The following is a 23,596-nucleotide window of genomic DNA, read 5'->3' on the forward strand; positions in this document are numbered from 1 at the left end:
ATGCGATCAAATTTACTCCGAATTTCCTTTTTCCTGTTCTTATTTGCGCCTTTGTCATGGGCAGCAAGTGGTCAACCGGCCGACACCCATGAGTTCAATTTAGACAATGGCCTTAAATTGATTGTTCGGGAAGATCATCGTGCCCCAACAGTCGCGCATATGGTTTGGTATCGCGCAGGCTCCATGGATGAAACCAATGGCCGCACGGGTGTTGCGCACGTACTTGAGCACATGATGTTTAAGGGTACTCATCAAGTGAAAGCAGGAGAATTTTCTCGCTTGGTAGCGGCAGTGGGTGGGCGCGAGAATGCTTTTACTTCACGTGACTACACTGCGTATTTTCAGCAAGTGGAAAAATCCAAATTAGAGGATGTGATGAAGCTTGAAGCTGACCGCATGTCTAATCTCAATTTTGATGATGCAGAGTTTGCGAAAGAAATTCAGGTCATCATGGAAGAGCGCCGGCTTCGCACGGAAGACAATCCAAGTAGCCTTCTAAATGAATCACTGATGGCCACCGCATTTATGAGTTCACCTTATCGTCATCCTGTCATTGGTTGGATGAATGATTTAGTCAATATGAAAGCTGCGGACGCGCGTGATTGGTATCGTAGTTGGTATGCACCCAATAATGCGACAGTAGTCATCAGTGGTGATGTGGACCCACAGCAGATTTATAAGATGGTTCAGAAATATTATGGGTCTGCCACTCCACATGAGCTCCCAGTTCGGAAGCCCCAGATAGAACCACCGCAAAAAGGCATCAAACAGGTGTTAGTAAAAGCAGCTGCCGATAACGCGCAATTGGCGATGGCCTGGAAAGTGCCCCGTCTTGAGTCGGGCAAGCTAGATGATCCAGAGCCCTATGCGCTTGAGCTTTTATCCGCTGTACTCGATGGCTATGACAATGCGCGTCTTAATCGAGTGCTGGTGAAACAAGAGAAAGTCGTCAACGATGTGGGCGTTTCGTATGACATGGTGTCTCGTGGCCCCGAATTATTTCTGATTGGGGCTACGCTAGCCAAAGGTAAGACGGTTGATCAAGCACAAGCCAGTATTCGTAAAGCCTTGGATGATCTGAAGCAAAAAGGAATCTTAGAGTCTGAGTTAAAGCGTATTCAGGTGCGTATTTTGTCCGAGCAAATCTATAAGAGAGATTCCATCTTTGGTCAGGCTATGGAAATTGGTAGCAATGAGATGGCAGGATTTTCCTGGAAAGACATTGAGTATATGTTGGAGAAGATGCAAACGATTACTCCTGCACAGGTTCAAGCGGTCGCTAAAAAATATTTAGTCGATGAGGGTTTAACAATTGCCGTATTAGATCCCCAAGCTCGTAAATCTGAACCAGCTAAGGAGAGTAAATAATGGGCGCTCTCAAAAAATTATTTGCTGTTGGTTTATTGGCTTTAGGTCTGGTGCACAGTGCTCATGCTGTTTTGCCGATTGAAAAGCTAGACTCCTATAAGGGTGCAAAGGTATACCTCGTTCAAACAAAAACTTTACCAATGGTTGATATTGAAATCAGTATTGATGCGGGCGATCGTTATGATCCAAGCGGCAAGAGTGGCTTAGCGGATATGAGTGCTGCCCTGATGAGCTATGGGGTACGAGGCGATAGGGGAATTTTGACTGAAGCCCAAATTGCCGATGAAATTGCTGACTTAGGTGCCAATATTGGGGTTTCCGTTGGCGGTGAGCGCGCGATTATGCGCATCCGCAGTTTGAGTCGAAAAGATTTGCGTGACAGGGCGGTGCAATTGGCGGCCTCTATGCTGAGTTCACCCCTATACGACGCCAAAATTCTGGAGCGAGAAAAGCAGCGCTCTATTACTAACTTACTTGAAGCAGAAACAAAGCCAGAATTTACTTTGGAACGCCGTTTTAAGAAAATGGTTTATGGCAACAATCCTTTGGGAGATTCTCCCAGTGTTAAATCGGTTGGCTCAGTAAATGTTGGTGATCTAAAACAGTTTCATAAGACTTTCTATCGTGGTGACCGGATGATTGTCAGCATTGTTGGTGACGTGAGTCGTTCTCAGGCGGAGGAGGTCGTGCAAGCTCTGTTGCAAAAGATTCCAGCAACTGGACCCGCAATTGCGCAATTACCACCATTGCCACGTTCCCCGGTAGAGCCCTTGTCAGAGCGGGAGGTGCGAATTCCGTTCGACTCGCAGCAGGCGCATATTGCGATGGGTATGACCGCTATACCCCGCAATAATCCAGACTACTTTCCCCTGCTGGTAGGCAACTATGTATTGGGTGGTGGTGGTTTCGTATCGCGCTTAATGTCTGAGGTTCGAGAAAAGCGTGGGCTAGCCTATAGCGTATTTAGTTACTTCGCTCCAGGTAAAGACACAGGTATTTTTCAGGCGGGTTTGCAGACTAAAAATGATCAAGCAGCTTTAGCGCTTGAAGTCATGAGTGCGACGATTGCCAAATTTATTGCGGAAGGTCCTACGCCATCCGACTTAGTGGCGGCGAAGTCTAATTTAATTAATGGCTTCCCCTTACGTATTGATAACAATCGCAAGTTATTGGATAACGTTTCATCTATCGCTTGGAATGAGCTACCGATCGATACACTCGAGGTTTGGACCAAGCAGGTTGAAGCAGTAACCTTGGAGCAAGTGACAGTGGCCTTTCAAAAGTATCTTGCCATGGATCGCATGAAGATCGTGGTCGTAGGTGCTCAGAGCAAAGCTGCTCCTCAGTAAGATATGAATAAAGTCGTTCATAAAAAAGGACAACAATCGGAGCCCCCTAAAAAGGTGAGGGTGATTGGTGGAGTGTGGCGGAGTAGATTGCTCACCGTCATTGATTTGCCGGGATTACGCCCAACTACGGATCGCGTTCGGGAGACTTTATTTAATTGGCTTGGACAAGATCTCAGCGGCCTACGTTGCTTGGATTTATTCGCGGGAACAGGCGCATTGGGATTTGAGGCTGCTTCGCGCAATGCTCAGGCAGTTGTGCTGTTAGAGAAAGATAAAAAAGCCCACGCTCAGTTACAGGTGAACTTTAAACTTTTGCAATCATCTCCTGTCTCTGGTGTAGTAGAAATTTTGCAACGAGATAGTTTGGAGTATTTGAAACAGCAAGCGGATCGCTCTAGCCATTTGATTTTTATTGACCCCCCTTTTCAGGATGCGCATTTACTCAACAATACCCTGATTGAGGCTGCTAGGGTCTGTGATGACTCTCAAGGTGGGGGTATTTATGTCGAGTTTCCCTCCATTCGCTCACGCGACGAAGTAGAGGCCCTCCTTCCTGAGTGGCATTGTGGAAAATACTTAGAAGCGGGGGCCGTAAAAGCCTGTCTATTTCGGGGTAGAAGAGGCTAAACTCTTGCCTGTAGCTGATAAAGCCCTAGGAGATTTATGACTGTCGCTGTATATCCAGGAACATTTGACCCCTTTACGCGTGGTCATGAAGATTTGGTGCGTCGCGCATCGAGTATTTTTGACGTGTTGATTGTTGGTGTTGCCTCTAGCCGCAGCAAGCACCCCTTCTTTACCCTGGAAGAGCGCATTGATATTGCTAAGGAAGTTTTAGGGCATTACTCCAACGTCAAGGTGGTTGGCTTTAACGGCCTCTTAAAAGACTTTGCTCGCGAGCATCAGGCCCGTGTGATTGTGCGTGGTTTACGTGCAGTATCAGATTTTGAGTATGAGTTTCAGATGGCCGGCATGAACCGTTACTTGTTGCCTGATGTCGAAACTTTATTCTTGACGCCTTCAGATCAGTACCAATTTATTTCGGGCACCTTCGTTCGTGAAATTGCCTCGATGGGTGGCGATGTCAGCAAATTTGTTTTCCCATCTGTCGAAAAATGGTTGGTGAAAAAGACTGCTGACAATGCATTAAATAAAAAGTCAGGTGAATAGGTAATTCATGGCTTTAATGATCACGGACGAATGCATCAACTGTGATGTGTGCGAGCCCGAATGTCCCAATGATGCTATTTATATGGGGCTGGAGATTTATGAGATTCACTCAGATAAGTGTACTGAGTGTGTCGGACATTACGATGTGCCGCAATGTCGCCAGGTTTGTCCAGTAGACTGCATTCCTTTTGATCCGGCACATAAAGAAAACCAAGTGCAGTTAATGGCCAAATACAACTTGTTGATGGCTCAGAAAAAAGCGGCCTCCACTTAAGCTTTTGAGTGCAGCTCCAACATGGCGCCTGCAGTATCACCCTTCAAAAAGAGCGGCAAAATCTGTAAGCCATTTTCAATGCTGGCATCAATGAGCTTTTGTTCGGCTAATTGGGGTCTGCGTAAAACATAATCAGCCACATCCATTGGGCGCCCGTCTCCTGCTAAATCTCTTGGGTGACCTATGCCTAGGCGTAGGCGCCAGTATTCTGGGGTTCCTAGGTGGGCCTGGATATCCTTAAGGCCGTTATGGCCACCGGTACCACCACCTAACTTAATGCGCGCAGTGCCCGGCTTTAAATCAAGCTCATCTTGAACGACTAAAACATCCGCAGGCAAGACTTTATGAAAACGGCACAGTGCACCAACCGCTTGGCCACTGAGGTTCATATAAGTATTTGGCTTTAAAAGAAAGAGATCTTCTCCTTCCCATTTGGCTTTAGCCACTTTTCCATGAAAGCGTTTTTCTACTTCAAAGCGAACGCCCAATTGTTTGGCCAAGGCGTCAACAAACCAGAAGCCAGCATTGTGCCGATCTTCTTCATGTTCATCGCCAGGGTTACCAAGGCCAACAATTAATTTAGTCATGATGCGAGTTTAAAGATAAAAAGTATTTCTACAAATAGAAAAACGAAAGCCCGCTTACGCGGGCCTTCGTTTGCAAAAGATGGAGCTCTAAATCATTAAGCCTTGTCTTTTGCAGCGTCAGCAGCGGCGGCTGGAGCTGCAGCAGCTGCAGGAGCAGCCTCTTCAACTTCGGCAGCTTTAACGCTTGGAATACGTGCGTTTGCAAGCACTGGGTTCTCTTGCTCAACATGCAATACCAATGAAACACCTTTTGGCAATGCGAGGTCTTTAGCATGGATTGAGTGACCCACTTCAATTTTGCTCAAGTCCACTTCGATGAACTCTGGCAAGTCTGCTGGTAAGCAAGAAATTTCGAGTTCAGTAGTGATGTGGCTAATAGCAGCGCCTTGCAATTTCACAGCAGCTGAAGTTTCAGCGTTAGTGAAGTGCAATGGAACGCGCATGTGAACTTTTTCAGTCGCGGATACGCGCTGGAAGTCAATGTGCAAAACCAATGGCTTAAATGGATGCATCTGGTAATCACGCAACAACACTTTCTGTGTTTTGCCGCCGATTTCCAAATCTAGAATGGAAGAGTGAAATGCTTCCTTGCGGAGAGCATGAAACAGCGCATTGTGATCTAACTCAATAACAGCTGCTTGTTCTTTACTACCGTAAACGATTCCCGGAGTCTTACCGGAATTGCGCAGACGGCGGCTCGCACCCGTTCCCTGTACGCTTCTTTCAAAGGCTACAACTTTCATATTAAATTCCCTAGTTAAGGTTAATTTCCGTTCGCGACCAAACAGAAAAGCCTTCGATTATATCGTGGGAATGGGGATTTTTGCCTACAAATGCCTCGGAACTACCAAAAAACGGGGTAAAACAGCGTTTTTTGGCTTATTCGGCAAACATGGACATGACAGAATCGCCCTTGCTAATGCGGGAAAGGGTTTCGGCCAGGATGTGGGCTACGCTCAATTGACGAATTTTGCCAACTTTCATTGCTTCAGCGGTCAAAGGAATAGTGTCGGTGACAACGAGCTCATCTAATTCTGAGGCTGCGATACGGGCTACCGCACCGCCTGATAGAACGGCATGAGTACAGTAGGCGGTAACACCCTTAGCGCCACGCTCTTTGAGGGCTTCAGCAGCCTTACAGAGGGTTCCACCGGTATCGATGATGTCATCCATGATGACGCAATGACGGCCTTCTACTTCGCCAATCAGGTGCATTACTTCAGAGACATTGGCTTTAGGACGACGTTTATCAATAATCGCTAAATCGGTACCCAATTGCTTAGCCATAGCGCGAGCACGGACAACGCCTCCAATGTCTGGAGAAACAATGATTAAATCTTTTTTGGTCTTCTGTGCCTCGAGGTCAGCCAGTAAAACCGGAGACGCGTAGATGTTATCTACAGGGATATCAAAGAAGCCTTGAATTTGGTCGGCATGCAGATCCATCGTCAGAACGCGCTCAATGCCAGCTACTGACTGGAGCATATTTGCCACGATTCGGGCAGAGATAGCAACCCGTGCAGAGCGGGGGCGGCGGTCTTGGCGAGCATAACCGAAGTAAGGGATCACTGCGGTTATGCGGCTTGCTGATGCTCGTTTCAGGGCATCAATCATAATCATGAGCTCCATCAAACTATCGTTTGTCGGAGCACAGGTGGATTGGATTACAACGACATTTTTACCGCGGACGTTTTCTTGAATTTCTACCTGAATCTCACCATCTGAGAAGCGACCCACAAAGGCTTTTCCCATGGGGAGATTGAGCTCTTTGGCAACAGCCTGTGCCAAAACCGGATTTGCGTTGCCTGTAAATAGAGTCAATAAATCAGCGTTCATGGGGGCGGTATGGGTTTGGGTAAGGGTTAAGGTCGTGTGGTTTCTTAAGCGTTTCTACAGTATTTGGCAGGGGAAGAAGGATTCGAACCTTCGCATGCTGGAATCAAAATCCAGTGCCTTAACCAGCTTGGCGATTCCCCTACAGGTCATTCTGAAGAAATCAAATTGTAAGCGGGATTTTTATTTAACCCCCGAACAATCCTACCTACCCACCCCTTGGGAAGATTTTGCAAAAGATTTTGGAGTTTTGCGTGATCGGTCTTAGGGTCTAAGACGGCAAAAACGCTACTTCCAGAGCCAGACATTCTGGGCGCTGAGCCCGGTACTGCCTGACTAATCCAATCCAAAGCTTGCTTCACTTCAGGGCATATCCGCATCGCAACCGCCTGACAATCATTGGATTGATTCAACTGTGGTGATGCAAGAAAGCCATCAATTGTAATCGGAGCGTGGTCTCGGGTCAATTCAGGGTCCTGAAAAATGCTGACGGTCGGGATACCCTGATTTGGAAAAATCACCAAAAAGTCTTGGGTTTCCAGGGAAATTTCTTGAATTTGCTCCCCGATGCCCTCAACAAAGGCATTTTTGCCAAAAATAAAGAAGGGCACGTCAGCCCCCAGTTTTAATCCCAGCATGTTCAAGGTCTGCTCATCCAATTTCAGATCCCACAGCGCATTTAAGCCAATCAAAGTTGTAGCAGCATCAGATGAGCCGCCACCTAAGCCGGCACCCATCGGAATTTCTTTTGTGAGGCCAATTTCAACACCGGACTCCACTTTACAAAAATCTTTCAGTAGCTTTGCTGCGCGGACAACTAAATCTTGTTCTGGAGGAACTCCAGGAATTGGATTAATACGACGCACTTCATTTTCTGGAATGACTTTGAGGGAGAGGGTGTCACACCAATCGATCAATTGAAAAACAGATTGCAGCAAGTGGTAGCCGTCAGCTCTGCGCCCCACAATATGCAGAAAAAGATTCAGTTTTGCAGGCGAACGCAGTACTACATTTTTTTGCAGCAACTTACTCATTGGGGCGATCAAACACTAAACGAATATCGATCGAGCCCACATTAGAGCTGCGAGTCATGATGAGTTTTTCGAGACGATTAGAGTCATCCCAGCTATACACTAAATTCCAACCGTCTTGATCAATTTTGCTGACCTGACCTTTGGCATTTCTTTCAACGCTTGCATTGCTTCCTGGACGAATTTGTCCACGTAACCAATCGGATAGTCCACGCGCTGGTAGCGGAAGTCCTAAGGTATTTTGAACCAGTGAATCTGCATCGATTGCAGTGACTACTTGGCCATCACGTTCGAGGCTAGCTTCTCCAGGAGTGATCGTAATCTTGGCAATCGAGCCACCAACAGGATTGCGAATCTCTAAGATGTCTTTCAGTTCATCCTGTGTCAGAGTAAATCCACCAGATCCTCCTTGATTCTGCGTGTTTGTCAGCCCAGTCACTTTTACGGCAAAGCGGCCATCCCAAGTGCCCTTAGCGCCCTGCTCTGCTACTGACCAATTGGGCTTCAAGCGTTTTAAGGTTTCTTTAAGGGTGGGATTATTGGCGTCTAGCTTTTGACCTTGACGCCAAATTTCTTCAGCTTGGTTTGGTTGATTCATCACCCACAATACCTCGCCCAAATGCGCAGCTATATCTGCCTCTGGTTTTGTGTTGTAGGCCTGCTGAAGTTGTTCTAAAGCAAGTGCATTCTTACCCATGCGAAAGTTCACCCAACCCAAGCTATCTAAGATGAAGCTATCTTTAGGAGAGAGTTGATGTGCTTTACTGATGAGTACAAATGCTTCGGGCAATTTGAGATTGCGATCTGCTAATGAATACCCTAAGGCATTAAGTGCATTTACATCGTTAGGATTTTTACGCAATACTTCACGCAAGGTCTTTTCCATCACATCTAAGCGACCTATTTTTTCTGCCGCCATTGCATAGGTGTAAAGCAGGTTAATGTCTTTAGGTGAAATTTTTACAGTAGACGCGATTTCATAAAAAGCAGTCAGTGCACCGGTTTCATCTTTGGATTTAGCAAGCAAGGCCTGCAATTGCATGAGGGTATTTTCTTGCTGAGCAGGCGTTTGAAGTTTTAATAAGTTGATTGCTGGTTTGACGGCATCTGACCAGCGGTCGCTCAAGATTAATAAAGTAATTAAAACCTCTTTGGGTTTTGTGTCAGAAGCGGGTACCAGGCTATCCCACGATTGGGCAGCTTGAAGCGCTAAATTCGGTGAGCCTGCAGCAATCGCAATTTCCATAGCTCTTTGGGCAAGGCGAGGGTCCTGATACTGACGAGCCATTTCTAGATAGGTACTGAAAGCTAAGCCTGCTTCACCTCGTTGTAAGGCAATCTCAGAGGCAAGTACCTCAAAAATAGCTTCCCCAGACTGCAATCCGTCCGTTTGAGCGCTCGCAGGAAGACTTACTCCGCCAGCCAGTGCCGCAAGCAGTAAACCTTGTAAAAGTGACTTAAATCTCAATTTACTCATAAGCACATTCTAATCCGCGAATCTACAATTCATTTATGCCAGAACTCCCAGAAGTAGAAGTCACCAGATTAGGAATTGCGCCCCACTTGCTAGGATGCAAGATTACGGCTGTCAAAGTGATTGATGGGCGCTTACGCTGGCCAGTGCCGCGCAACTTGCCCAAGATCTTGCAAGGTCAACAAGTTCATTCAATTGAGCGTAGAGGTAAATACCTTTTAGTGGAGTTAGATCTGGGATATTTGCTCTTGCATCTAGGGATGACGGGTACTTTGCGGGTATTGCCTAGCTCAGAGCCCCTAAAACTACATGATCGGGTCACATTTGAATTTGGCAAGTTGAGCTTACGTTTGCATGATCCACGGAAGTTTGGCGCTGTTTTGTGGCATCCCAAAACAAAAGGTCCGATTGAGAAAAATTCTTTATTACTCAAATTGGGCGCGGAGCCATTCTCTCCCGATTTTGCGGGCGAGCTCGGCGCTAATATTCTGTATCAACATTCCCGTGGACGCAGTATTGCCGTCAAACAATTTTTATTGGCAGGTCAAGCCGTTGTAGGTGTCGGTAATATTTATTGCTCTGAAAGTTTGTTTGAAGCGGGCATTCATCCGGCAAAAGCGGCGGGTAAGTTGACTCGGCCTCAATGTACTCGCCTAGCCAATGCAGTCCGACTGATATTGAAAAAAGCGATTGCTGCTGGCGGTAGTAGTTTGAAAGATTTTGTAAATAGCGATGGGGATCCTGGCCACTTCATGGTGCAAACCAAAGTCTACGATCGTAAAGATCAACCTTGTAAGATTTGCAAAATACCCATTAAGCAAATTGTGCAGGGACAGCGCTCTACTTATTTCTGCCCGCAATGTCAAAAGCGTTAATCCAGCATTTTTCTAAAACCTTAATTGCTTGGCACAAGCAAAGCGGGCGCTCTGGCTTGCCATGGCAAGGTACCCGCGACCCTTATGCAGTATGGGTTTCAGAAATTATGTTGCAGCAAACACAAGTGGCTACCGTGCTAGAACGTTATCCACGGTTTATGAAGCGTTTTCCGACAGTGAAAAAGTTAGCAGCTGCTTATATAGATGAAGTATTGGCGGAATGGGCTGGCCTCGGTTACTACTCACGCGCTAGAAATTTGCATGCTTGTGCACAACAAGTGGTCGATCAATTTTCTGGGAAATTTCCGAGTGATCCACTATTGCTTGAGCAGCTTAAAGGAATAGGGCGCTCTACAGCAGGCGCGATTGCTGCTTTTGCTTTTCATGCGCGGGCACCAATCTTGGATGCTAATGTCAAACGCATTCTTGCGCGCCTGTTTGCGGTAGAGGGAGCATTGCAAGATAAAGTAGTGAACGATCGTCTCTGGCAATTGGCTGTTGATTTGCTCCCAGCAGAGCCAAAAAATATGCCGGTATATACCCAAGCCCTCATGGACTTTGGTGCCACCTGGTGCACTTCACGTAAGCCTGTCTGCGTGAGTGGCGAGAAGAAGTGCCCTTATCTGAAAGATTGCCAAGCCAACTTGAGTGGTCAAGTACTTTTATATCCACAAAAAGTGGTGAAAGCAAAATCACCCGAGTTCAATTGCGATATGGTGCTCATGAGAAGTGCCAACCATATTTTGTTACAAAAACGTCCTAGTAAAGCCATCTGGGGTGGACTCTGGTCATTACCAGAAGGGCCTTGGGAGTCGAGGGCATCGACCAAGCATTCTGATATCAATGCAAAAGATTTGCTAGCAGCGGCATTACCTGATGAAAAGACTACGACCCTATTAAAGACGTCCCAAAAAATGATTCAGGGTGAGCAAATTAAACATGTCTTTACTCATCGTCGTTTGTGGATGCAGATCTGGGAAATCAATTTATCCAAGCCGCATGAATTTTCAGGATCAGACCTAAAATGGGTGCCGCTTCGTCAATTAGGCAAGTACGGCCTGCCGCAACCGATCAAAGTGCTTTTGCAGAAATTGAGTCTAACTCGCGGTGACGATCTAAAAAATTAAGCTGGAGCGCTGCAAGATCTTTTTGTGCTCGGAAATGCTCGCTGATGCGATTGACCAAATAGACAGAGCGGTGCTGTCCTCCAGTGCACCCGATGGCGACGGTTAAGTAACTACGCCCGTCCGCAATATAGTGCGGCAACCATTTTTCAATGAAGAGCGTGATGTCACTTTCCATACTGACGACTTCTGGAATTTTTTCTAAGAATTCTTTTACGGGCTTGTCGTTGCCAGTAAGTGGACGTAAGACTTTGTCATAGTGAGGATTCGGTAGACAGCGCACATCAAACACTAAATCAGCTTCGCTCGGAACTCCCTTTTTGAATCCAAATGATTCAAAAATAACTGTTAGGCCAACTGGCTTATCTTTGAGAAGGTCCTGAATCCAAGAGCGTAATGCGTGAGCGGGGATGTTGCTGGTATCAATACTGTGCGCTTGTGCGCGCAACGGCTCAAGTAGCTGACGCTCGCTATTAATCGCTTCAATTAAAGTCGCTGACTGAGATTGTTTGGCGTGAGTAGATAAGGGATGGCGACGCCGTGTCTCCGAAAAACGTTGCACTAAGGTATTGGTATCTGCATTTAAGAAAACGACCCGGACTTGATGATTACGGCGCAGGTTTTCTAGAATCGAAGGCAGATTCTCAATCGACTGACCGCGGCGAGCATCAATGGCTACAGCAACCCGCTCACATTTTTCTTTTTCGAGGGTGCTGATGAGACTTTCTAACAAGGAAACAGGCAGATTGTCTACGCAATCGTAACCAGCATCTTCGAAAGCCCTCAAGGCTACTGATTTACCTGAGCCTGAGATTCCGGTAATCAGATTGATTTGCATGGTTTAAAGCAAACGACCTTGTGACTTGGTGGAATCAGCTTCAGCGTTCATTTGAACGCGCTGACGTTCAATAAATTCTTTTAAGGTATCAATGCCGCGCAATTGCAAAATCGTATTGCGTACCGCTGCTTCAACTAGTACAGCTAAGTTTCGACCGGCAGCTACCTGAATTTTGACGGTGCGAATCGGCACACCCAAGACATCAATGTGTTGCGCCTCTAAGGGCAACCTCTCAAATTCACCATCGGTTCTGCGAACCAACTGAACAATGAGACGTAATTTGAGTTTGCGACGGACAGCAGTTTCACCAAAGATGGTGCGGATATCGAGGAGGCCTAGACCGCGTACTTCGAGTAAGTTCCGCAAGATCACTGGGCAACGACCTTCTATGTAGTCAGAGCCTAAGCGGGCAAAGTCAACAGCATCATCCGCAACCAATCCATGGCCGCGAGAAATTAATTCCAAACCCAATTCACTTTTACCCAAACCAGATTCACCGGTGAGCAAAACACCCAATCCAAGGATGTCCATAAACACACCGTGCATTGTGATTTGGGGCGCGCCAATTTTGGTTAAGTAAATACGTAGATGGTCAATGACCTCGGCCGCAGAAATATTCGTAGTGAACAGCGGCGTGGAGGAGCGTTGGCAAAAGAGTTGTAAATCAGGATCTGCTGATTTGCCATCGGCAACGATGACGCATGGTGGCGTCTTCGAAATTAAGCTGGAGATTTGATCTTGCTTTAGTTTTGGTTCGAGCGCCGCATGATAGTTAACCTCTTGCTCACCAAAAATCTGAATGCGACTGGGGTGAATCAGATTTAAGTGACCTACTAAGTCTGAACTGGCGGCTGCAGCCTTGACTGCTTCGGGCGGAAATGTGCGTTCAGCACCTTCTAAACCACCAATCCAGGACAGTTTGAGATCAGAAACATTGTCATCAAAAATCTGCTGGGCAGTTACTCCATCTAAGAGTAAAGGCTGAGTCATTTTGGCAAGCCCCATTGTTGGAGCAACTCACAGACTTTGCTTAAGTTATTTTCAGATGAAAGGAGTTTGCGAGCATCTGCATCTGATAATAGTTGCGCTATTGAGGACAAAATTTCCAGATGTTGTTGGGTGGCTTTTTCGGGCACCAACAGAAAAATCAAAATAGAGACGGGTTCACCATCCGGTGCAGCAAATTCAATTGGGGTTTGCAATCGCATGAAGGCTGCAATCGGTTGTTTAAGGCCTTTTACGCGCCCGTGGGGAATAGCAACACCAGCGCCTAGTGCAGTCGATCCTAAATCTTCACGCGCATTGAGAAACTCCACTACTGCGCTTGAATCGATTCCAACTTGCTTGGAAAATAATGCCCCCGCGGCTGCAAATACATCAGTCCTGTTATTGGCGGGACTATCTAATGCAATGCAGTCGGGGGTAAAAAGATTAGTCAGGGCATTCATATGTCAAATGATTATAGGTGTCCTGACGCAAGACCTTACTCAAAATGCTTTTCGTGATGGTGATCTTGGATTTTTTCTTTGTGCTTCACCACTTGACGTTCGAGTTTGTCCACTACTGAGTCCATTGCATGGTACAGATCAGCGTTATGTGCTTCAGCGAACAGTTCCTTACCTTTTAGGTGAAGTGTGATCTCAGCACTTTGACGCAAATCCTTTTCTTTCGCGTTATCCACAACAAGAAAGGCTGATGCATCAATCACATGATCAAAGTGCTTGCGAATTTTGGCCAAGCCCGCCTCAAGGTGGGTTCGCATAGCTGGCGTAACTTCTACGTGACGGCTGTTAATTTTCAGATTCATCAGCAACTCCTTTTATGTACGCGTGCGCATGCTCATGCCGGGGGTGCGCAGCAAGCCCCTGAAATTGATAGGTTGTTTCTTTGGAAAGGAAATTCATGAACCTCCAGCGTATCAGCGAATTTGCTGAAAACCAAGAGGGAAACCAATTTTTATTGCATAAAGGGCTGGGACACTTGCCCAGCTTACATTCGGAAGTTTTCGCCTAGGTAGACTCGGCGTACGGCGTCATTCTGAATAATTTGATCAGGTTTGCCTTCTGCCAGTACGCTTCCTTCGCTGATGATGTAAGCGTGGTCACAGATACCCAGGGTTTCTCGAACGTTATGGTCAGTAATGAGGACGCCAATTTGACGGTCCCTGAGGAAGCGCACAATCCGCTGAATTTCCCCAACCGCAATAGGGTCAACACCGGCAAAGGGCTCATCTAACAAAATAAATTTTGGGGAAGAGGCTAGTGCTCTCGCGATCTCCACGCGTCGACGCTCGCCACCTGATAAGGAAAGGGCGGGGTTGTCACGTAAGTGGCTAATTTGTAGTTCGCCCAAGAGCTCATCGAGGCGCTTGGCAATATCAGCCTTGCTTAAGGGTTTGCCGCCTTGTACTTGAAGCTCAAGTACAGCCTGAATATTTTCTGCAACATTGAGTTTGCGAAATACAGAGGCTTCTTGAGGAAGGTAGGACAAACCCATTCGTGCACGCTCATGAATAGGGAGGTGGGTAATGTCAGCGCCATCCAAGACAATATTGCCGCCATCCAATGGCACCAATCCAACAATCATGTAGAAGGAAGTTGTTTTGCCTGCACCGTTAGGACCAAGCAATCCGACTACTTCGCCACAACGAACTTGTACGGATACGTCGCGAACCACAGTTCTCGAACCATAGCGTTTTTGCAGATGGTGCGCAGAAAGGGTGGGGGGATTGTTTGTTTGGGCTAAATCCGCTGTCATTTCTTTACTAGGGCTTTTCGTCTTGGTGTAATGACTGCTCTCGCCATGGGCAGATCATCTGGTTTTGCATCTTTTGGGGGGAAAACTCGATAGTACTGCTTTACATCATCGTACTCAATTTTCCAGCCATACAATTTGTCGAGCATTTGCATATTGAGTAGGCGCTTGAGGCTAGCGTCACCCGTGAGTGTCAGAATTTCTGTTTTCGCATTATAGGTAGCATGTGCTCCAATTCCTTGCATGAACTCATTGGCGATTCCTTCGCGTCGTTGCCTAAAGGTGGCAACCGCTTCAGGAGTTCCTTTAACGTCTATGAATTCATAACCCTCTGGATCAATTTGGATATGGCCATCGTCACCTGTGACGATGATGCTGCCTTTAATTAACAAGACCTCACCATTCAGATCGTAGACTTGAGACGTGTCGTTACCAGAAACTTTTTCTGCCTCAAGAATGATGGGTTTATCTTGATCTGCTTTTTCGGCATAAGCTATGTTGGCAATAGAAGCCCAAAGTAGCACCAAGATGGTTAAGTGTCTCAGCATCTTATTGAGCTCCCTTGGGAGCGCGCTCAATGCGACCTTTGACTTGTCCAGAAAGCTTCATGCTTTGATCCACATTATTGAAAGTGCCTCCTGCAGTGGAGTTCATGATGGACATCCCTTGCTCTAAGGTAACGGGTCTATCCGTTTCAATAATGTCATCGTTAATAAAGACTTTGAAATAGCTGGAAGAGGCAAGCATTCTCAGGCTGGCAGGCTGAGTTTCCGTGGCTGCTTGTGCTGGACGAAAAATTTCAGCGTTGTCATATAAGTCCATGATGGTGAGATCGCCATCGAGATGCCCAGTGTCTGCTTTGACGGTGACTGGTGCTTTATCGGTCTGAAAGAGGCGCATGCGTGGCGTCAAAATATCGATCGAAGCATCATCATCATAGTGAGTGAGTTTTTTCCCGAGGACGCGATATTTAGTACCGCCTAGTTCATTGAGTGCGGAGAGTGTGCCATCTTTAATGGTGTAGTCAGGCTCATGAAGGCGTACACGCTCTACAGCAGATTTTTCTTGGGGGGTGTTTTTTTCAACCAAATAAAAAGTGACGAGTGTCCAAAAGCCCATTAAGAGCAAAGGCGTTAAGCCTAGCAATGCGCGTAAAACACCTACTTTAATTTGTTGAGAATTTAAAGCCATTCCTTACTGACGAGCCTTGTTCAGAAGTTCTTCGTAGCGATTTTGTGCTTTGAGAATCAGGTCGCAGGTTTCGCGTACAGCACCGTTACCACCAGCATGAGAGGTCACATAGTGTGCAAACTCTTTGACCGCTTCATGGGCTTGCGCTGGACAAACTCGAAAGCCTGCATGCTTCATCATGGCAAGGTCTGGCCAATCGTCGCCCATAACGGCACAATCTTTAGCGCTTAGTCCCAGGGTTTTTAAAACTTCATCCAGTGCAATCGCTTTATTTTCTACGCCCATATGAACCTGTTTAATTCCAAGTTCTTCGCAGCGCGCCAAAATCATTTTGGAATTCCGCCCCGTGATGATGGCTGTTGGAATTCCGCATTGCTCTAATAATTTAATTCCCAAGCCATCTTGAATATCAAATGCTTTCAGAGATTCTTTACCATCAGCGCCAATAAATACTTGGCCGCTAGTCAAGACGCCATCAACATCCAAAACGAGTAGCTTCACATTGCCTGCCCGTTCCCAGGCTTGAGGGTATTGGGTCGCAGGGTTGGTGATGTGAGTAGTAAAAGCGTTAGGCATGAATTAAATCACTTTGGCTGCAAATAAGTCATGAAGATTGAGTGCACCTAGGAGGATGCCTGCAGCATCAGTCACCACTAATTGATTGATGCGGTATGTCTCCATCATCTCAATGGCTTCTTCAGCAATTAATTCTGGTGGAATGGTGCGTGGCTTAGATGTCGTTGCATCTTTAATGGTAACGCCAGCAAGATTACTTGTTTTCTCAAGTAGGCGACGTAAGTCCCCATCGGTAAAGATGCCAGTCACTTTATTGGCGTCATCAAGTGTAATCACCATACCCATCCGCTTAGATGTCATTTCTAGTAAGGCTTCTTGCAATGAAGCGTTGATGGAGATCTTTGGAGTCTCTTCTAGTGGGCGCATCACTTCGCTAACGTGCATCAATTGTTTGCGTCCTAAGCGACCGCCGGGATGCGAGCGAATGAAATCTTCTGCTTCAAAACCTCTAGCATCTAATAAAGCGACTGCTAAAGCATCACCCATCGCTAAAGATGCAGTGGTGCTAGTAGTGGGCGCCAAATTTAATGGGCAAGCCTCTTTCTCGACACTAGTGTCCAGATGGGCATCAGCCAATTTAGCAAGTGAAGATTCTGGAGCGCCAGTCAGTGCAATAAGTTTGGCACCAGTTCTTTTAACAATGGGAACAATCGTGAGCAACTCTTCGGTCTCACCAGAATTCGAAAGTGCAACAAAAACATCATCACGAGTCACCATGCCTAAATCGCCGTGGCTGGCTTCGGCAGGATGTACAAAAAAGGCTGGGGATCCAGTGGAGGCAAAAGTGGCTGCAATTTTGCGGGCAATATGACCAGACTTACCAATACCCGAGACCACAATGCGACCTTTGCAAGCGTGCAGGAGGTCGACGGCGAGTACGAGGGCATCAGCATTGGGGCCCTCTAGGCGATCGCGCATGGTTTGCAGTGCAGCAGCCTCAATAGTGAGGGTATCGCGCGCAAGCTTTAGGGTTCGTTCACGAGTCTTAGCTATCATCGAGTAAGTATATGCCGTCAGTCCTTCAGTTAACCCTCATTCTCTTGGCCTCAGGTGTGGCCGGAGTGGTTATTTTCCGCTATTTTGGCTTACCCCCTATTTTGGGCTATCTAGCCATTGGCGTCTTGATCGGGCCCAATGCCCTAGGCCTTGCCAGCGATACCGCCACCGTGAAGTATTTAGCGGAATTTGGGGTGGTTTTCCTGATGTTCTCGATTGGCCTGGAATTTAATCTTCATAAGCTGCGGGCAATGCGGGCCACCGTATTTGGTCTTGGCGGTAGTCAGGTGATCCTGACGATGCTGCTAGCAGTGCCGGCAAGCCTATTGATGAACTGGATTTACCCGATCTCTTGGCATGCGGCGATTGCTCTAGGTGGTGCATTGGCAATGTCCTCAACAGCGATTGTGACAAAGCTCATTTCTGATCGCTCGGAGTTGGAAGCTGAGCATGGTCGCAATGTCGTGGGTATTTTGCTATTCCAAGACTTAGCCGTAGTCTTTTTACTGATTTTGCTGCCATCCCTCGGTAAAAATTCTGCCGACCTATTTGTTGCATTAACGACAGCTTCAATCAAAATCACCGTCGCATTGGTCTTAATTTTCTTTATTGGCCAATCGTTGATGAGTCACTGGTTTAGATTGGTTGCCAAGTTACGCTCGCAAGAGTTGTTCATGCTCAATCTCTTATTAATTGTGTTGGGCATGGCCGGCCTGACTGAGTATTTTGGATTGTCTTTGGCTCTAGGTGCTTTCTTGGCGGGCATGTTGATTTCAGAGACGCCTTATCGCCATCAAGTTGAAGAGGACGTAAAACCCTTCCGCGATGTGTTGTTGGGCCTGTTCTTTATCACGATTGGAATGCTGCTCGACTTCAATGTGATTCGTGAGCAGTGGGTTCTAGTTTTGTTATTGTTGGTTGGCCCTCTGATCTTCAAGTTCGGTCTGATCGCCATTCTTTCGCGCGCATTTGGTTCAAGTCTTGGCGTATCAATCCGTACAGGCTTATGTTTAGCGCAAGCGGGGGAATTCGGTTTTGTGTTACTCAATCAGATTGATGGTTTAGATTTAATTGATCCCACGCTGAGCCAAGCTGTGTTGGCAGCCATGTTGCTCTCCATGTTCTGCGCACCTTTCTTGATTGAATACAGCGATCGTATAGCAATGCGCTTCTCGAGTAACGAATGGTTATTACAGTCTCTGGCACTCACCCGCGTCGCTGCGAAAAGTGTTCGTAATGAAAACCATGTCGTGATTTGTGGATTTGGACGCTCGGGCCAAAGTTTGGCTCGCATGCTTGATCAAGAAAAGATTCCCTATATTGCTTTGGACTTGGATCCAGATCGCGTGAAAGAAGCCGCCGCTGCTGGCGACAATGTGGTCTATGGCGATGCCAGTCGCGAAAATTATTTAAATGCCGTAGGACTCAATAGAGCAAAAGCGGTTGTCATTACATATGCAGATACTGCAGCAAGCATGCGTGTACTCAGGCAAGTAGAGCATTTACGTCCAGGCATGACAGTCTTAGTGCGTACCCGTGACGATGCAGATATCGGCAAGCTTCAAGCGGCTGGCGCCACCGAAGTCATCCCTGAGTTAATTGAAGGCAGTCTGATGATTGCATCTCATGTGCTGCTGATCATGGGCGTGCCAATGCGTAAAGTCGTTAGAAGAATTACGACTGCTAGAGAAGAGCGCTATAGCTTATTGAGAGGTTACTTCCGCGGTTCAGCGGATGATGACTTTGGCTCTAATGAATCGTGGAGATTGCATTCAGTCACCCTGCTTCCGAAATCCCAGGCAGTTGGGAAAACCCTGGCTGAGCTGGATTTAGAGAATGAAGGGGTCAGTGTTCAAGCAGTGAGGCGCAAGGGCCGTAACGCTGACTATGTGAAATTGCCTTTATCACCAGAACTGCAATTACAGGCTAATGATATTTTGGTGATCTCAGGTAATTCTGAAGCAACCGATTTAGCGGAAGCAAAATTACTCTGAGATCTAACGGCTTTAAAGACTGATAGCGACTTACTTTTTCTTCTTAGCTGGCGGCGCTTTACGAGTTAGAAGTGGTGCTAAGTAGTGACCAGTAAAGCTTGCTTCATTCTTAGCAACATCCTCAGGCGTACCTGTAGCAATGATCTGCCCACCACCGGCGCCACCCTTAGGTCCCAGGTCAATAATCCAGTCCGCCGTTTTAATCACATCTAGATTGTGCTCAATGATGACGATGGTATTGCCTTGTTTCTTCAGGGTTTGAATCACTGTAAGTAGCAGCTGAATATCGTGAAAGTGCAAACCGGTTGTGGGTTCATCCAAGATGTACAAAGTTCGACCGGTATCGCGTTTGGACAGTTCGAGCGAGAGCTTAACGCGCTGTGCTTCACCGCCGGATAGAGTGGTGGCGCTTTGTCCTAGCTTGACATAGCCTAAGCCGACATCCAGTAGGGTTTTGAGTTTGCGCTTAACAACCGGAACAGCTTCAAAAAATTCATGCGCTTGTTCGATGGTCATCGAAAGCACTTCATGAATATTTTTACCTTTGTAGCGAATATCCAAGGTCTCACGGTTGTAGCGTTTGCCATGACAAACATCGCAAGGAACATAGACGTCCGGTAGGAAGTGCATTTCTACTTTGAGAACCCCATCACCTTCGCAGGAGTCACAGCGTCCACCTTTGACGTTAAAGGAGAAGCGGCCCGCTTCATAACCGCGCTCGCGAGAAGCAGGTACGCCTGCAAAGAGTTCGCGTATCGGAGTAAATAGGCCGGTATAGGTTGCTGGATTTGAGCGCGGTGTTCTGCCAATGGGTGACTGGTCAACGCTAATGACCTTATCAAAATTCTCTAAGCCTTTCATGGCATCGTGAGCAGCAGGCTCAGCATTGGAGCCATAGAGATGTTGGGCAACCGCATGATGCAAGGTGTCGTTAATCAGGGTAGATTTTCCGGAGCCGGAGACGCCTGTAACGCAAGTTAATAGTCCAACAGGAATCTTGGCGTGAACAGATTGCAAATTATTGCCACGTGCGCCGATGATTTCTAAGAAACGATCATTTACTGGAATGCGATTTTCAGGAACAGCGATTGCTTCACGTCCAGAAAGATAGGCGCCAGTCAGTGAATTGGGATTTGCTTCAACTTCAGCAGGGGTACCCTGTGCAACCACCTCTCCACCATGAACACCTGCGCCAGGTCCAATATCGATTACCCAGTCAGACGCGCGAATCATATCTTCATCATGCTCAACAACAAGAACGCTATTACCTAAGTCACGCAAATGCTTCAAGGTTCCAATCAAGCGATCGTTATCTCGTTGATGTAAGCCAATAGAGGGCTCATCAAGCACATACATCACGCCTGTTAAGCCTGAGCCAATTTGGGAAGCAAGGCGAATACGCTGGGCTTCACCACCAGATAGGGTGTCAGCACTGCGCTCTAAGGATAGGTAATCTAAACCAACGTCATTTAAAAAGCGTAGACGTGCGCCAATTTCTTTCACAATCTTGTCGGCGATTTCTCGTTTAGCACCTTTGAGTTCAAGGGTTTCAAAATACTCTTTTGCTTCTTTCAGTGGTAGTGCGCTGATTTCATAAATGGCGCGAGACTGTTTCTTCTCGCCTACTTTGACAAAGCGCGCTTCTTTACGTAAACGACTGCCATTACATTCTGGGCAGGTCTGTACGTTTTGATAGCGCGACAATTCTTCACGCACCGTCATCGAATCAGTTTCGCGGTAGCGTCTTTCAAAGTTTGCCACAATGCCTTCGAAGGCATGCTCGCGAATACTATTTTTACCGCGCTCATTAATGTATTCGAATGGAATGGTGACATCGCCAGAGCCTAATAAAACCAGGTCTTGCTGTTTCTTGTTCAGAGTCTCAAAAGGCTTCTCTACATCAAAGCCACCATGCTTAGCAAGGGTTTGTAAAAGCTTGAAATAAAACTGATTGCGGCGATCCCAGCCTTTAATGGCACCGGATGCAAGCGATAAGTCAGGGTGAGCCACGATGCGTTTTGGGTCAAAGAAAGACTGATGTCCCAAGCCATCGCAAGAAGGACAGGCACCCATCGGGTTATTAAACGAGAAGAGGCGGGGCTCTAACTCTTGTAAAGAATACGAGCAAACTGGACAGGCAAATTTGCTGGAGAAAATCATCTCTTTGCCGGTATCCATATCAACGATCATGGCTTTGCCATCTGCAAGACGTAGTGCTGTTTCAAAAGATTCGGCAAGACGTTGTTGAATATCAGGACGTACTTTAATGCGGTCTACAACCACTTCGATAGAGTGCTTGTCGTTTTTCTTCAGCGTTGGTAGCTGATTGACTTCGAAAATTTCTGCTTTAGCAGTATTGGTGGTGCCCCCACCCGAGCGCACTCTAAAGCGGACAAAACCTTGGGCTTGCAAGTCTTGAAATAAGTCGACGAACTCACCTTTACGCTCACTGACAACTGGCGCAAGAATCATGAGCTTGGTGTCTTCTGGCATGGCGAGCACGGTATCAACCATCTGAGAAACGCTCTGTGCTTCAAGTGGTAAATCGTGATCTGGACAATGCGGAGTACCAGCGCGTGCGAATAGCAGGCGTAAGTAATCATGAATTTCAGTAACGGTACCAACGGTAGAGCGAGGATTATGACTCGTTGCTTTTTGTTCAATCGAAATCGCAGGCGATAGACCTTCGATCGTATCAACGTCTGGCTTTTCCATTAACTGTAAAAACTGGCGGGCATAGGCAGAAAGGGATTCCACATAGCGGCGCTGACCTTCCGCATATAGCGTATCGAACGCTAAGGAGCTTTTGCCTGAACCAGACAAGCCAGTGAGGACAACCAGCTTCTCCCTAGGGATGTCTAGATTGATATTTTTGAGGTTGTGGGTGCGGGCACCGCGGATCTTAATTTCGTTATTCATGATTTTTTAGCGTAACTTGTTAATATAGCTCTTTCCCATGAATCCTTCTGAACTTCGCTCCACTCTGGCCTTAGCAGGCATCTTTGGCCTCCGCATGCTGGGCCTTTTCTTGCTTTTGCCGGTTTTTAGCATTCATGCACGGGGCTTGCCTGGTGGTGAGCATGCACTCTGGGTTGGTTTGACCCTAGGTATCTTTAATATTGTTCAGGCCTGTTTTTATATCCCCTTGGGGCGTCTTTCAGACCGTATTGGCCGCAAGCCCGTAGTTTTATGGGGTCTTTCCTTATTTATAGCTGGAGCACTCATTTGTGCAGCTAAAGATGACCTCCTTTGGATTGCCATTGGCCGAGGGGTTATGGGCGCGGGGGCAGTCTCAGCGGCAATTTCTGCCTGGGTTGCCGATTTGACCCGTGAGCAGGTCCGTACCAGAGCGATGGCTTTGGTTGGAGGCAGTATTGCCCTTTCTTTTGCCTTATCTCTCGTGATTGCTGCGCCGATCTATCGGGTGATTGGCTTAAGCGGAATTTTCATCGTCTTGGCGATTTTGGGTGTGATCGCCATGTTTGTTGCTTACTACGTCTTGCCCACAACCAAGCCTGAAGCCAAAGTACACCAAGCCTCTTTGAAAGAAGTTTTCTTGCGTCACGAGTTGATGCGTTTGAACTTGGGTGTATTTGTATTGCATGCAACTCAAGTAGCCATGTTCTTAGTAGTGCCACGATTATTGGTGCAAGCTGGCTTGCCGCTTTCTTCCCATTGGGAAATTTATCTACCTGTAGTGCTGCTTTCTTTTGTGTTCATGGCGCCCGCAATTATTTACGGTGAAAAGAAACAAAAGTTAAGAACAATTTTGTTAGTTGCGATTGTGTTGCTATTTATTGCAGAGCTAATCTTTACACAAGCCAATTCAGTCATGACGATTGCAATGGCCTTACTCGTTTATTTTGTAGGATTTAACCTGCTCGAAGCTTTGCAGCCCTCTTTGGTGTCTCGTTTTGCTAAAGAATCAAAAGGTACTGCATTAGGTGTTTACAACACCACTCAATCGATTGGCCTGTTCTCAGGGGCTGTCATTGGGGGGTATTTGATGGATAGCCATGGCGATTTATCGGTCTTTGCCATGGGCGCAGTGCTCTTAGTTTGCTGGCTTATAATTGCTTGGTCGATGGGTGAAATGCCAACGAGAGCAACAGAATCAAAGGATGCAGCCACAAAGACATAACCCTAGCTTCATGGTTTTAAT

24 protein-coding genes and 1 tRNA gene are annotated in these 23,596 nt (G+C 46.8%); 9 read left to right on the plus strand and 16 right to left on the minus strand.

Translation table 11 applies throughout. The features are described from left to right. From ICN47_RS03825 to ICN47_RS03845, 5 genes are read left to right on the plus strand one after another with little or no spacing between them, the layout of a single operon-like run. Positions 1–1,368, plus strand: coding sequence for a pitrilysin family protein (locus ICN47_RS03825; RefSeq protein ID WP_216218544.1), 1,368 nt, complete (start codon positions 1–3; stop codon positions 1,366–1,368). Continuing rightward, positions 1,368–2,717: a pitrilysin family protein gene (locus ICN47_RS03830; protein WP_216218546.1), complete on the plus strand. Its 1,350-nt coding sequence runs from the start codon at positions 1,368–1,370 to the stop codon at positions 2,715–2,717. The genes ICN47_RS03825 and ICN47_RS03830 overlap by 1 nt, the downstream gene beginning before the upstream one ends. A 3-nt stretch (positions 2,718–2,720) precedes the next feature. After that, positions 2,721–3,344, plus strand: coding sequence for a 16S rRNA (guanine(966)-N(2))-methyltransferase RsmD (rsmD, locus tag ICN47_RS03835; RefSeq protein ID WP_216218547.1), 624 nt, complete (start codon positions 2,721–2,723; stop codon positions 3,342–3,344). Positions 3,345–3,380: 36 nt separating this feature from the next. After that, the gene (gene coaD / locus ICN47_RS03840) at positions 3,381–3,887 is read left to right on the plus strand and encodes a pantetheine-phosphate adenylyltransferase (protein ID WP_216218548.1); all 507 of its coding nucleotides are present in this window, start codon (positions 3,381–3,383) and stop codon (positions 3,885–3,887) included. A gap of 7 nt (positions 3,888–3,894) precedes the next feature. Then, on the plus strand, positions 3,895–4,161 hold the full coding sequence (locus tag ICN47_RS03845) for a YfhL family 4Fe-4S dicluster ferredoxin (protein ID WP_216218550.1): 267 nt from the start codon (positions 3,895–3,897) through the stop codon (positions 4,159–4,161). Here ICN47_RS03845 and pth read toward each other — a convergent pair. From pth to ICN47_RS03875, 6 genes are all read right to left on the minus strand, one after another. Further along, positions 4,158–4,748 (minus strand): aminoacyl-tRNA hydrolase, encoded by a 591-nt coding sequence (pth, locus tag ICN47_RS03850; protein WP_216218552.1) that lies wholly within the window; start codon positions 4,746–4,748, stop codon positions 4,158–4,160. The genes ICN47_RS03845 and pth overlap by 4 nt on opposite strands. Before the next feature lie 95 nt (positions 4,749–4,843). Continuing rightward, positions 4,844–5,491, minus strand: coding sequence for a 50S ribosomal protein L25/general stress protein Ctc (locus ICN47_RS03855; RefSeq protein WP_216218553.1), 648 nt, complete (start codon positions 5,489–5,491; stop codon positions 4,844–4,846). A 136-nt stretch (positions 5,492–5,627) separates the two neighbouring features. Then, complete coding sequence (locus ICN47_RS03860; RefSeq protein WP_216218555.1) at positions 5,628–6,584, minus strand: ribose-phosphate pyrophosphokinase; 957 nt, start codon at positions 6,582–6,584, stop codon at positions 5,628–5,630. A gap of 64 nt (positions 6,585–6,648) precedes the next feature. After that, a tRNA-Gln gene (locus ICN47_RS03865) sits at positions 6,649–6,725 on the minus strand. A 5-nt stretch (positions 6,726–6,730) separates the two neighbouring features. After that, on the minus strand, positions 6,731–7,615 hold the full coding sequence (gene ispE / locus ICN47_RS03870) for a 4-(cytidine 5'-diphospho)-2-C-methyl-D-erythritol kinase (RefSeq protein WP_216218557.1): 885 nt from the start codon (positions 7,613–7,615) through the stop codon (positions 6,731–6,733). Next, on the minus strand, positions 7,608–9,089 hold the full coding sequence (locus tag ICN47_RS03875; protein WP_216218558.1) for an outer membrane lipoprotein LolB: 1,482 nt from the start codon (positions 9,087–9,089) through the stop codon (positions 7,608–7,610). The genes ispE and ICN47_RS03875 overlap by 8 nt, the downstream gene beginning before the upstream one ends. A 35-nt stretch (positions 9,090–9,124) precedes the next feature. On the opposite strand from ICN47_RS03875, the gene mutM reads away from it, so the two are divergent. Together mutM and mutY are read left to right on the plus strand one after the other, a co-directional pair. Continuing rightward, a complete protein-coding gene (gene mutM, locus ICN47_RS03880) occupies positions 9,125–9,961 on the plus strand; it encodes a bifunctional DNA-formamidopyrimidine glycosylase/DNA-(apurinic or apyrimidinic site) lyase (protein WP_216218559.1) in 837 nt (278 codons plus the stop codon). Then, entirely contained in the window at positions 9,946–11,088 is a 1,143-nt protein-coding gene (gene mutY / locus ICN47_RS03885; protein WP_216218560.1) for an A/G-specific adenine glycosylase, read from the plus strand. The genes mutM and mutY overlap by 16 nt, the downstream gene beginning before the upstream one ends. Here mutY and rapZ read toward each other — a convergent pair. The 9 genes from rapZ to ICN47_RS03930 all read right to left on the minus strand — a co-directional run bounded on the left by rapZ (position 11,033) and on the right by ICN47_RS03930 (position 17,440). Then, on the minus strand, positions 11,033–11,923 hold the full coding sequence (gene rapZ, locus ICN47_RS03890) for an RNase adapter RapZ (protein WP_216218562.1): 891 nt from the start codon (positions 11,921–11,923) through the stop codon (positions 11,033–11,035). The genes mutY and rapZ overlap by 56 nt on opposite strands. 3 nt (positions 11,924–11,926) lie before the next feature. After that, positions 11,927–12,913: an HPr(Ser) kinase/phosphatase gene (gene hprK, locus ICN47_RS03895; RefSeq protein WP_216218563.1), complete on the minus strand. Its 987-nt coding sequence runs from the start codon at positions 12,911–12,913 to the stop codon at positions 11,927–11,929. Next, a complete protein-coding gene (locus tag ICN47_RS03900) occupies positions 12,910–13,371 on the minus strand; it encodes a PTS sugar transporter subunit IIA (RefSeq protein WP_216218564.1) in 462 nt (153 codons plus the stop codon). The genes hprK and ICN47_RS03900 overlap by 4 nt, the downstream gene beginning before the upstream one ends. A 35-nt stretch (positions 13,372–13,406) precedes the next feature. Continuing rightward, the gene (gene hpf, locus ICN47_RS03905; protein WP_216218565.1) at positions 13,407–13,730 is read right to left on the minus strand and encodes a ribosome hibernation-promoting factor, HPF/YfiA family; all 324 of its coding nucleotides are present in this window, start codon (positions 13,728–13,730) and stop codon (positions 13,407–13,409) included. 182 nt (positions 13,731–13,912) lie between these two features. After that, a complete protein-coding gene (gene lptB / locus ICN47_RS03910) occupies positions 13,913–14,680 on the minus strand; it encodes an LPS export ABC transporter ATP-binding protein (protein ID WP_216218566.1) in 768 nt (255 codons plus the stop codon). Then, positions 14,677–15,225 carry an LptA/OstA family protein gene (locus ICN47_RS03915; protein WP_216218567.1) on the minus strand — a complete coding sequence of 183 codons (549 nt, stop codon included), beginning with the start codon at positions 15,223–15,225 and terminating at the stop codon, positions 14,677–14,679. Before ICN47_RS03915 ends, lptB begins: the two co-directional genes overlap by 4 nt. Before the next feature lies 1 nt (position 15,226). After that, positions 15,227–15,868, minus strand: a complete 642-nt coding sequence (gene lptC, locus ICN47_RS03920; protein ID WP_216218568.1) for an LPS export ABC transporter periplasmic protein LptC — start codon at positions 15,866–15,868, stop codon at positions 15,227–15,229. A gap of 3 nt (positions 15,869–15,871) precedes the next feature. Continuing rightward, complete coding sequence (locus tag ICN47_RS03925) at positions 15,872–16,444, minus strand: HAD family hydrolase (protein WP_216218569.1); 573 nt, start codon at positions 16,442–16,444, stop codon at positions 15,872–15,874. 3 nt (positions 16,445–16,447) lie between these two features. Beyond that, positions 16,448–17,440: an SIS domain-containing protein gene (locus tag ICN47_RS03930; protein WP_216218571.1), complete on the minus strand. Its 993-nt coding sequence runs from the start codon at positions 17,438–17,440 to the stop codon at positions 16,448–16,450. 11 nt (positions 17,441–17,451) lie between these two features. Here ICN47_RS03930 and ICN47_RS03935 point away from each other — a divergent pair, with 11 nt between their 5' ends. Beyond that, complete coding sequence (locus ICN47_RS03935) at positions 17,452–19,434, plus strand: monovalent cation:proton antiporter family protein (protein ID WP_216218572.1); 1,983 nt, start codon at positions 17,452–17,454, stop codon at positions 19,432–19,434. A gap of 30 nt (positions 19,435–19,464) precedes the next feature. On the opposite strand, the gene uvrA is transcribed toward ICN47_RS03935, so the two are convergent. Further along, positions 19,465–22,353 carry an excinuclease ABC subunit UvrA gene (uvrA, locus tag ICN47_RS03940; RefSeq protein WP_216218573.1) on the minus strand — a complete coding sequence of 963 codons (2,889 nt, stop codon included), beginning with the start codon at positions 22,351–22,353 and terminating at the stop codon, positions 19,465–19,467. A 37-nt stretch (positions 22,354–22,390) separates the two neighbouring features. On the opposite strand from uvrA, the gene ICN47_RS03945 reads away from it, so the two are divergent. After that, on the plus strand, positions 22,391–23,575 hold the full coding sequence (locus ICN47_RS03945) for an MFS transporter (RefSeq protein ID WP_216218574.1): 1,185 nt from the start codon (positions 22,391–22,393) through the stop codon (positions 23,573–23,575). Positions 23,576–23,596 lie beyond the last annotated feature (21 nt).

Source organism: Polynucleobacter sp. AP-Latsch-80-C2, from assembly GCF_018882185.1.
Classification (GTDB): Bacteria; Pseudomonadota; Gammaproteobacteria; order Burkholderiales; family Burkholderiaceae; genus Polynucleobacter.